General features: G+C 64.6%; 9 protein-coding genes. 8 read left to right on the top strand and 1 reads right to left on the bottom strand.

Translation table 11 applies throughout. The features are described from left to right. Window positions 1-87: 87 nt before the first annotated feature. The 3 genes from dnaA to gyrB all read left to right on the top strand — a co-directional run bounded on the left by dnaA (window position 88) and on the right by gyrB (window position 5,219). Window positions 88-1,410: a chromosomal replication initiator protein DnaA gene (gene dnaA, locus M3461_19000; GenBank protein ID MDQ3776290.1), complete on the top strand. Its 1,323-nt coding sequence runs from the start codon at window positions 88-90 to the stop codon at window positions 1,408-1,410. Between the two features lie 191 nt (window positions 1,411-1,601). Continuing rightward, window positions 1,602-2,702, top strand: coding sequence for a DNA polymerase III subunit beta (dnaN, locus tag M3461_18995; protein MDQ3776289.1), 1,101 nt, complete (start codon window positions 1,602-1,604; stop codon window positions 2,700-2,702). A gap of 105 nt (window positions 2,703-2,807) precedes the next feature. Then, complete coding sequence (gene gyrB / locus M3461_18990) at window positions 2,808-5,219, top strand: DNA topoisomerase (ATP-hydrolyzing) subunit B (protein ID MDQ3776288.1); 2,412 nt, start codon at window positions 2,808-2,810, stop codon at window positions 5,217-5,219. Window positions 5,220-5,240: 21 nt separating this feature from the next. Here the strand turns inward: gyrB and M3461_18985 are convergent, their stop codons facing one another. Continuing rightward, window positions 5,241-5,906 carry a ComF family protein gene (locus M3461_18985; GenBank protein ID MDQ3776287.1) on the bottom strand — a complete coding sequence of 222 codons (666 nt, stop codon included), beginning with the start codon at window positions 5,904-5,906 and terminating at the stop codon, window positions 5,241-5,243. A gap of 53 nt (window positions 5,907-5,959) precedes the next feature. On the opposite strand from M3461_18985, the gene bioB reads away from it, so the two are divergent. The 5 genes from bioB to M3461_18960 are packed head-to-tail and all read left to right on the top strand — an operon-like array spanning window position 5,960 to window position 10,019. Then, window positions 5,960-6,970 (top strand): biotin synthase BioB, encoded by a 1,011-nt coding sequence (gene bioB / locus M3461_18980; protein MDQ3776286.1) that lies wholly within the window; start codon window positions 5,960-5,962, stop codon window positions 6,968-6,970. Window positions 6,971-6,983: 13 nt separating this feature from the next. Continuing rightward, on the top strand, window positions 6,984-8,183 hold the full coding sequence (gene bioF, locus M3461_18975) for an 8-amino-7-oxononanoate synthase (GenBank protein MDQ3776285.1): 1,200 nt from the start codon (window positions 6,984-6,986) through the stop codon (window positions 8,181-8,183). Continuing rightward, complete coding sequence (bioC, locus tag M3461_18970) at window positions 8,180-9,082, top strand: malonyl-ACP O-methyltransferase BioC (protein ID MDQ3776284.1); 903 nt, start codon at window positions 8,180-8,182, stop codon at window positions 9,080-9,082. The genes bioF and bioC overlap by 4 nt, the downstream gene beginning before the upstream one ends. Then, on the top strand, window positions 9,082-9,786 hold the full coding sequence (bioD, locus tag M3461_18965) for a dethiobiotin synthase (GenBank protein ID MDQ3776283.1): 705 nt from the start codon (window positions 9,082-9,084) through the stop codon (window positions 9,784-9,786). Before bioC ends, bioD begins: the two co-directional genes overlap by 1 nt. 38 nt (window positions 9,787-9,824) lie before the next feature. Continuing rightward, window positions 9,825-10,019 carry a DUF2909 domain-containing protein gene (locus M3461_18960; protein ID MDQ3776282.1) on the top strand — a complete coding sequence of 65 codons (195 nt, stop codon included), beginning with the start codon at window positions 9,825-9,827 and terminating at the stop codon, window positions 10,017-10,019. Window positions 10,020-10,188: the final 169 nt, after the last annotated feature.

Below are 10,188 nucleotides of genomic sequence, written 5' to 3'. Positions count from 1 at the left end.
ACGGGTAGCCGTTCGATCGGCGCGGCGTGGGGAGCGGGAGGTCCACCCCGCGGTCTTTTGGCACTTCACGAAGAGGGCATAACCACCATGGGAGGTTCCCTGTGGCAGCAGTGCTTGAGACGGCTCGAATCGGAAGTCCCGCCGCAGCAGTTCAACACCTGGATCCGCCCGCTACAGGCCGTCGAGGCAGACCGGGCACTGACCCTGCTCGCCCCGAACCGGTTCGTGCTCGAATGGATCCGGGATCGCTACCTGAACCGCATCGTCAACCTGGTCTTGAGCGTCGCGGAGGAGGGCGCCGTGGACGTGCAACTAGGGATAGGGACCCGCAAGGGCATGGCCGATCCGCCAGTCCAAGCACGACCGGTGCGAGGCCCACCGGCTTCGGCTTCGAACGGACTCAAGACGGGCTTCACCTTCGACACACTCGTCGAGGGCAAGGCCAACCAACTGGCGCGCGCCGCGTCGGTTCAGGTCGCGGAAAACCCGGGGCTCGCCTATAACCCGCTGTTCATCTGTGGTGGGGTCGGATTGGGAAAGACCCATTGCATGCAAGCGGTCGGTAACGCGATCTGTCACCTGAAGCCCGATCGCAAGGTCGTGTACCTACATTCGGAGCGCTTCGTGGCCGAGATGGTCAAGGCGCTACAGCACAACCGCATCAACGAATTCAAACGCTTCTACCGCTCCGTCGACGCCCTGCTCATCGACGACATCCAGTTCTTCGGGGGCAAGGAGCGCTCTCAGGAAGAATTCTTCCATACCTTCAACTCGCTCTTGGAAGGGCAACAGCAGATCGTCCTGACCTGCGATCGCTATCCCAGGGAGGTGAACGGGGTCGAAGAACGACTCAAGTCCCGGTTCAGCTGGGGTCTCACGGTGGCGATGGAACCTCCGGAGCTCGAGATGCGTGTGGCCATTCTGAAAAACAAGGCCACGCAGACCGGGATTACGCTCGGCGACGACGTGGCCTTCTTCATCGGCAAACGCTTCCGCGGCAATGTCCGGGAGCTGGAAGGGGCCTTGCACCGGGTCTTCGCCAAGGCCCGGTTCACGGGACTTCCCATCAGCCTGGATTTCACCAAAGAGGCACTGCAGGACCTACTGGCCCTTCAAGACAAGTCCGTCACCATGGAAGGCATCCAGAAGGTGGTGGCGGAGTTCTACAAGATGCGGGTATCCGACCTCTTGTCACGCCGCCGCAACCGCTCGATCGCCCGGCCGAGACAGCTGGCGATCGCCCTCGCGAAGGAACTGACGAACCACAGCCTGCCGGAGATCGGGGACGCCTTCGGCGGGCGCGATCACACCACCGTCCTGCATGCCTACCGCCGGATCGCGGCGCTGCGCAAGAGCGATACCGGGATCAACGACGATTTTGTGACCTTGACGAGGATCCTGACGACATGAGCTGGATAAGCTGTGGATGACACGGGGTGGCACCGTCCGGAAGGCTGTTACCCACACGTCATCCACCGCCGTGGCGCTTGGCGCCAACATCCTATCCTAAGGCTCGTGTCAACATAACTTATTGTAAAGTTTAAGAATTTAGTGGATTCCCACAGAAACCCCACCCCCTAGTAACAAGGATCATTCCTTAGATGAAGAACTGTTTTGATAGAGACGAGCTACTTCATCCTCTGCAGTCCTTGATCGGTGTAGTAGACAGGCAGCAGTCGATGCCCATCCTGGGACACGTCTTGATCGATGGTTTGGCCTCGAGTATGACCTTGGTGGCAACGGATACGGAAGTGGAGCTGTCGATCGAGCTCCCTCATCGTACCGAGCAACCGGGCGCGTTCACTTTGCCCGGGCGCATGCTCTACGAGATCTGTCGATCGCTGCCGGAAGGCGCAAGCGTGGAGCTATCCGTTTCCGAGGGCCAGGCGACGGTGCGTTCGAGTCGCAGTCGCTTCAGCCTCATGAGCTTCGCGGCACCGGACTTCCCACGTATCGGAATGTGCCCAGAACGCGCGCGGCTCGCGGTCCCGAGTGGGGATCTCAAGACCCTGCTGGAGGAGACGCATGTGGCGATGGCCGTACAGGACGTGCGCTATTATCTAAACGGCATGCTGTTGGAACGTCATGCGCGCGGTCTGCGGGGCGTCGCCACGGACGGGCACCGGCTCGCGATCCGAGATATCGACTTGCCACAGGAAGGCCAGGACCCGGTGCAGATCATCGTGCCGCGCAAGGCGGTGACCGAGCTCCTGAGGGTACTGCCCGGTGGTAGCGATGAGGCTCAGTTGATGATCGGGGAGACCCATCTGCAAGTGCGGGTGGGTGCGCTCGCATTGACGTCGAAGCTCGTCGATGGACGGTATCCGGACTATGACCGGGTGATCCCGAAGGACTGCGAGCGGGTGGTCATCGCACCACGGGAACTGCTCCGGAACTCCTTGAAGCGCGCCTGTATCGTGTGTACCGATCGCTACAAGGCGGTTCGGATAGCGCTGGCCAAGGGGGTGCTCAGCGCGACGGCGCAGAATGCCGATCGGGAACACGCGGAAGAGGACATCGAGGTCGATTATGAGGGTGGCCCCGTGGAGATAGGATTCAACGGGAGCTACCTCCTGGACGCCCTGGATGTCATCGAGTCGGAAAGGGTCCGGATAGAGCTGAAGGACGCCGGCAGCGGGTGCATCCTGGTTCCGGAGGAAGGTAGAAATCCAACCCTCGTGGTGATGCCGATGCGCCTGTGAGCTGGGCCCCGCCCAAGATTCCCCGCAGGTAGGGGCGGTCGCGGCTCCGCCAGGACTTCATAGGATGTTCCACGTGGAACGTCCAGCGCCGTGGTAAAATGCGCCATGAGCGAGCCCGCCCGTTACGACGCCACCAACATCAAGGTCCTGAAGGGCCTGGATGCCGTCCGCAAACGCCCCGGCATGTACATCGGGGACACCGATGATGGGACCGGCCTGCACCACATGGTGTTCGAGGTCGTCGACAATAGTGTCGACGAGGCCCTGGCCGGTCACTGCACGGAGATCACCGTCCATGTCCACAACGATGGCGTCGTCACGGTCACGGACAATGGCCGCGGCATCCCGGTGGACATGCACGAGGAGGAAGGCCGGTCGGCCGCCGAGGTGATCATGACCACCCTGCATGCCGGCGGAAAGTTCGACGAGAACTCCTACAAGACCCCGGGCGGGCTTCACGGTGTCGGCGTATCGGTGGTGAACGCGCTCTCGGAGTCCCTCCTCCTCACGATCCGCCGGGATGGGGCGTGCTACCGGCAGGAGTACGCGGATGGGGTCCCCACGGCTCCCATCGCACACACCGGGCCGGCCTCGGGCGCGGGTACGGAGGTCTCGTTCAAACCGAGTGCCGAGGTCTTTTCCAACCGCGAGTTCCATTACGACATCCTCGCGAAGCGCTTTCGTGAGCTGTCGTTCTTGAATCCCGGTATCAAGATCGACCTCCTCGACGACGGCGCCGGTCGTATGGATACCTTCCGGTATGACGGGGGCATCGCGGCCTTCGTCGAGCACCTCAATAAGAAGAAGACCCCGCTGCACGACAGTGTGATCCACATCTTGGCCACCCGCGACGATGTGGAGGTCGCTGTGGCCATGCAGTGGAACGACTCCTATCAGGAAAACATCTTCTGCTTTACCAACACGATCCCACAGCGCGACGGGGGGGCCCACCTGGCCGGCTTCAAGGCGGCGCTGACGCGCACCTTCAACCAGTACATGGACCGCGAGGGGATCGCTCAGCGCTCGAAGGTGTCGGTGGTCGGTGACGACGTGCGCGAGGGGCTCACGGCGGTCCTGTCCGTCAAGGTCCATGACCCGAAGTTCTCTTCTCAGACCAAGGACAAGTTGGTCTCGAGTGAGGTCAAGGCCGTGGTCGAAAACGTCGTGGCCGAGAAACTCGACGATTTTCTGCTGGAGCGGCCCGGCGAGGCCCGCTCAATCACCGACAAGATCGTCGAGGCCGCGCGTGCCCGTGAGGCCGCGCGCAAGGCCAGGGAACTGACGCGCCGCAAGACGGCGCTCGATATCGCCGGTCTGCCCGGGAAGCTCGCCGACTGCCAGGAGCGGGATCCACGCCAGTCCGAGATCTTCCTGGTCGAGGGGGATTCCGCCGGCGGGTCCGCCAAGCAGGCGCGGGATCGGCGCTTCCAGGCCATCCTGCCGCTCAAGGGCAAGATCCTGAACGTCGAGAAGGCGCGTTTCGACAAGATGATCTCGTCCGCCGAGGTGGGTACGCTCATCACGGCACTCGGCTGCGGGATCGGGCGGGAGGAGTACAACCCCGACAAGCTCCGCTATCATCGGATCATCATCATGACCGATGCGGATATCGATGGCTCGCATATCCGGACCCTGCTGTTGACGTTCTTCTACCGACAGATGATCGAGCTGGTCGAGCGCGGCCATGTCTACATCGCGCAACCGCCGCTGTACAAGGTCAAAAAGGGCAAGTTGGAGCGCTATATCAAAGACGATCGCGCCTTGCAGACCTTCCTCTTGGGTCTCGGGTTGGACGACGCCAAGATCTACCCGGAGGCGGGTGGTGAGCCCATGGACCCGCGTCTGGTCGAGCAACTGGGGCAGGATTACCTAACCCTGCAGTCCATGCGCGACAAGCTAGCCCGCTACCATGTGTCGGCCATACTCGATATCGTGGCGCAGGAGCCACTACCGCCGAGCGCCGGTCCTCTGGATGAGACCGAGCTGCGGTCGTGGTTTCAAACGGTGCAGGACCGCCTCAATGCCGCACACCCCGAGCGCCCCTTCGACGCGATCCTGCGACCGTTTGGGGCCTCCGGCTATATCGGTGCCGTGACGACCGTGATCCAGGGCGTGGAGATCACCGACGAGTACGCGACCGACTTCTTGATGTCGAGCGAGTTCCGGCGCGTCGCGGACCTCTATCGGCGGTTGGGGCGTCCCCTGGGCCCCGACGCTAGGGTACAACTTGGCGGGAAGAGCCACCCGATCGCCTCACTCAAAGACGGCTTCGAGTGGCTGCTGCGCGAGGTCCGCAGCGGCCTCCATATCCAGCGCTATAAGGGCCTCGGGGAAATGAACCCCGACCAACTCCGGGAGACCACCATGGACGCCGGCCTGCGCAGCCTGCTCGGCGTGCGCATCGAAGACGCGGTGGCCGCTGATGAGATCTTCACCACCCTCATGGGGGATCAGGTGGAACCGCGCCGCGAGTTCATTGAGATCAATGCCCTCTCGGTGGGTAATCTTGATACCTAGGCCATGCATCTCTGGCGCGCGCTACGCTTGCCCCGGCGCCGCTCGCGCCAGCGCCCACACCTCGACCGATACGACCCCCGCGGACAAAAGGACGCGCGCTAGCTCGCGGGCGGTGCTGCCGGTGGTGAGGACATCATCGACCAATGCGATGTGCCGGTAGGGCAAGGCGCGTGCTACCCGGAATGCCGAGCGTACATTTCGGGCCCTGTCGCGAGCCGAGAGTCCGGTTTGTGGCCGGGTATAACGCGAACGCCGGCATACACCGGTGCAGAGCGGGACCCCAAGCTCGCGTGCCAGTGGCCGAGCCAGCTCGAGGGCCTGGTTGTAACCGCGAGTGACGAGCCGCCGCCAGTGCAGCGGTACCGGGACCAGGCACTCCGGCGGAGGAACAGCATCCCGGAGCCGATCGGCCATGATACGCCCCAAGTGGTTCAGGTAATCCAGCCGGTTGGAGAATTTGGCTGCCTTGATCAGGGCATCCAATGGGTAGGCGTAAAGGAACGGGACACGGGCACGCGAGAACGGCGGGGGACGGGTGACGCACGCCCCGCAGAGCTGCCCGACCAGGAGCGGCAACGCGCAACGATCGCACGCCGGGCCCTGCTCCGGGAAGAGGTCGAGACACGCCCGGCACAGGTCCACGGGACCGGTCGCCGGGCTCAGGCACAGGATGCACGAGCGCCGCACGATGCTTCCCCTACGATGCGTCTGGTCTTTATTCTAGCTCGACGAGGTTAGCAGTGTACAAAGAAACAAGCACGTCCCCGGCACCGACCGCGCCGTCCGGAACCGCCGCAATACGCCATGACTGGACCCTGGCGGAGGGGCAGGGCTTGTTTGAGCGCCCGCTGCCGGACCTGATCTATCGCGCCCAGAGAATCCATCGCCGCCACTTTCCCGGACACGCGGTCCAGTTGAGCACCCTCCTGAACATCAAGGCCGGGGGGTGCCCCGAGGACTGCGCCTACTGCCCGCAGAGTGCCCGCTATCAGACGGACATGGAGCCGGGTCCCCTCACCAGTGTCGCCGAGGTTCGGGAGGCCGCTGCCAGAGCCAAGGCCGCCGGGGCGACGCGCTTCTGCATGGGTGCGGCCTGGCGCCGGCCCAGCAGCCGAGGGCTCGCCCGAGTCACCGAGATGGTGACGGCCGTGAAAGCCCTGGGGCTCGAGACCTGTGCGACGCTCGGCATGTTGAGCGCCGAACAGGCGCTGGAGCTCCAGACGGCCGGGCTCGACTACTACAATCACAACCTGGATACCTCCCGGCGTTATTACCGGGAGATCATCACCACGCGCACCTACGACGACCGGCTCGAGACCCTGGCACATGTCCGGGCAGCGGGTCTACGGGTCTGTTGCGGGGGCATCATCGGCATGGGGGAGGAGCGGGAGGATGTTGTTAATCTATTGATAACGCTGGCGAATCTTCCTGAACACCCGGAAAGCGTGCCGATTAATGTGCTGGTACGGGTGACCGGCACGCCGCTCGCCTCCGTCCCCCCGCCGGATCCCTTCGAGGTGGTCCGCACCATTGCCGTCGCGCGCATCCTGATGCCGGCGTCCCTTGTGAGGCTCTCGGCCGGGCGCACCGAGATGTCCGACGAGCTTCAGGCCCTGTGCTTCATCGCAGGGGCCAATTCGGTGTTCTATGGCGAACGCCTGCTCACTACGGTCAATCCCGACACCGGGCGGGATCGGCGGCTCCTGGAGCGGCTAGGGATGAGCGTGGAGCCCGTTCGCACGGGCCACTAGGCAGCCCCTGCCGATGTCCTGGCTGGCGCCGGAGCTTACACGGCGGCTCGCGAGCCGTGCGGCCGGGAGCCGCTATCGGCACCGCGTCGTCCGGGAGACCGGGCCAGGCGCCGAGGGGCAAATAGACGGTCGGCGCTACGTCGACTTCTCCAGCAACGACTACCTCGGACTCGCGTCTCACCCGCGCGTCGTCGCGGCGTTTCAACGCGGGGCGCAACGCTATGGTGTCGGCAGCGGCGCCTCGCCGCTGGTCTCGGGATACTGCCGCGCCCACGCCCGGTTGGAGGAGGACCTCGCCGTCTTCACCGGCCGGCACCGGGCATTGGTCTTTTCTTCAGGGTATCTCGCCAACCTCGCCGTCGTGACGACCCTCGCCGGCCGACGCGACACGGTCATTGCGGACCGGCTCAATCACGCCTCCCTCATCGACGCCGTGGAGCTCTCCCGTGCCCGGCTGCTCCGCTATCCGCACCGCGATACCCTGGCCCTGGAGCGCCGCCTACAGGCCGCCGAGGGTAGCCGGCGTTTGGTCGTCACCGAGTCGTTATTCAGCATGGACGGCGATCTCGCTCCGTTGGGCCAGATCGCGGCCCTGTGCGGACGCTACCATGCCGCACTGGTCGTCGACGATGCCCACGCGATCGGCGTCCTTGGCCCCGGTGGCCAGGGCAGCCTTGCCGAGCTCCGGCTAGGCAGCGAAGCGGTCCCGGTCCAGATCGGCACCTTCGGCAAGGCCTTGGGCGGGCTCGGTGCGTTCGTGGCGGGTTCCGATGACCTCATCGAGACGATGATCCAGGATGCCAGGAGCTACCGCTACACGACCGCCCTGGCCCCCGCTGTCGCGGAAGCGGTGCATGAAGCCCTAGTGCTCGCCCGGACGGAGTCCTGGCGACGCGAACACCTGAGGTCCTTGATCGCGGCATTCCGGGCCGGGCTCTCCGAAATCGGCATCCCGAAGAGCGATCCCCGCTCGCCGATCCAGGCCCTGGTGTTCGGGGGGGACGACAGCGCCTTGGAGGCCGCCGCGCACCTGCGGCGGCATGGTCTGTTCGTGGCCGCCATCCGCCCCCCGACCGTGCCGATCGGAAGTGCCAGACTGCGCGTGTCCTTGACGGCAGCGCACACCGAGGGACAGGTCATGCGGCTCGTCGAGGCCCTGGCGGAGCTCGGCTGCGGTTGTTCGTCTAGCGCTGGTCCAACAGTATTTGTATGAAACTTCCCGACCCCTACCGGCTCGATAAGCCGCGCCTCAAGGCTGCCTTCGAACACGCCGCCGGGCACTACGACGCCTACGCCGTGTTGCAGGAGACCGTGGCCCTGCGCATGAGCGAGCGCTTGGACCTCGTCGATATCCGCCCGCGCTGGGTCCTGGATGCCGGCGCGGGGACCGGGTTTGCGGCGCGGCGCTTGAGCGCCCGCTATGCGGGCAGCCGGATCGTGGTCCTGGACCTGGCCATGGCGATGCTTCGACAGGCCCGGAGCAAGGCACCGCGTTTCTTCTCGCGGGAGCGCTACCTGCAAGCCGACATCGAGTCCCTGCCGCTCGCCCACGGCAGTGTCGAGATGGTCTTCGCCAACTTGTCCCTGCAGTGGTGCAATGACCTAGAGACGGTATTCGCAGGGTTTCGGCGGGTGCTCCGACCGCAAGGGCTCTTGATGTTCTCTACCCTCGGTCCTGACACGCTCACCGAGTTGCGCGACAGCTGGGCGGGGGTAGGCCCGGGGCCGCATGTACACGCCTTCCTCGACATGCACGATATCGGAGACCTGTTGGTGCGGGCGGGCTTCCATGGCGCTTGTCTGGATGTCGAGCGTCTTACCCTGACCTACCGCGACCTAGAGGCCTTGATGCGCGATCTCAGGTGTCTGGGCGCGGGCAATGTTGCACAGGGCCGGCCTCGCGGGCTCACCGGTAAAGGCCGCCTCGCAGAGGTCCAGGAACGTTATGAGCGCCATCGCCGAAACGGCGTTCTGCCGGCCACCTATGAGGTCGTCTTCGGGCATGCCTGGGCGCCGCTGCCCACGACTCGCCCCCAGAACGGGAGTACGGTCGCGACCTTTCCGTTGGTCCGATTCCCCCGTCCCCCCGGTGGTGGATCCGAACAGCGCTGATGGCCCCCGAACCCCAGCCGTCGAGGCGCGGGGTCTTCGTGACCGGGACCGATACCGGGGTCGGCAAGACCTGGACGGTCCTCGGACTCTTGACCGCATTGCGGCAGCGAGGGCAGAGGGTGCACGGCATGAAGCCCGTGGCGACCGGCTGTCGCCCCACCGAGCAGGGCCTGCGGAGCGACGATGCCCTGATGATCCAGGACCATGCCGGGGAGGATCTGCCCTACGAGTGGGTCAATCCCTACGCCTTCGAGCCGCCCATTGCGCCGGCCTTCGCGGCCCGCCAGGCCGGGGTACGGATATCCATTCCCCGGATCCGTACCGTGGAACGCCGCTTGGCGCGGGCTGCGGAGCTCACGGTGATCGAGGGGATCGGCGGCTGGCGGGTGCCCCTGGGCCCCCGATCACGCGTCTCCGATCTCGCCGCCCGACTCGGCTACCCGGTGGTCCTCGTGGTCGGTCTGCGGCTCGGGTGTATCAATCACGCCTTGCTCTCTGCCGAGGCGATTGAGCGCGATGGCGTCGTACTGGCCGGCTGGGTGGCGATACAGATCGATCGGGACTACCGGACGCTGCGGGACACCCTGGACACGGTCAAGGCGGGGATCCCCAGCCCGCAGCTCGGCTTCATCCCCTGGATGAGCCGCCTATATCCCGAGGCCCTGGCCTCTCACCTCGAGGCCGGGCTGAGATACATCGTGTAAGCGTGTAAGCTAGGGCGAGGTCCGAGGCGGTCATCATCGTGGGAAAAGTCATCGTCATCGTCGTGCTGATCGCCATCCTCGCGAGCCTCGGCAGTGCATTGGTGGCGATGCTCCGCGGTCGATCCGGGCTAACCCTGCAGGCGCTGTCCCTGCGCGTCGCGCTCTCCATCGGCCTGTTCCTGTTCCTGATGATCGCCTACGCGACCGGACTGATCTCTCCGCACGGGCTCTAACAGCAGCACAACGGCTTGATCTCACAATCCAAGCCATGCTGCCTAGTGTAGTGTCCCTTGAATAACTTTACAGATTATCCCTTCTTGTTTTTCCCTCGGGGTCCCATGTGAGGACTCCCACTTTTCGAGCTGCGTCCCGTTCAGCCGTTTCAACTCGATCGACAGCCTC

The organism is Pseudomonadota bacterium, from assembly GCA_030860485.1.
In the GTDB taxonomy this organism is placed as follows: Bacteria; Pseudomonadota; Gammaproteobacteria; order JACCXJ01; family JACCXJ01; genus JACCXJ01.
This window is presented reverse-complemented; position numbering and strand designations above follow the sequence as displayed.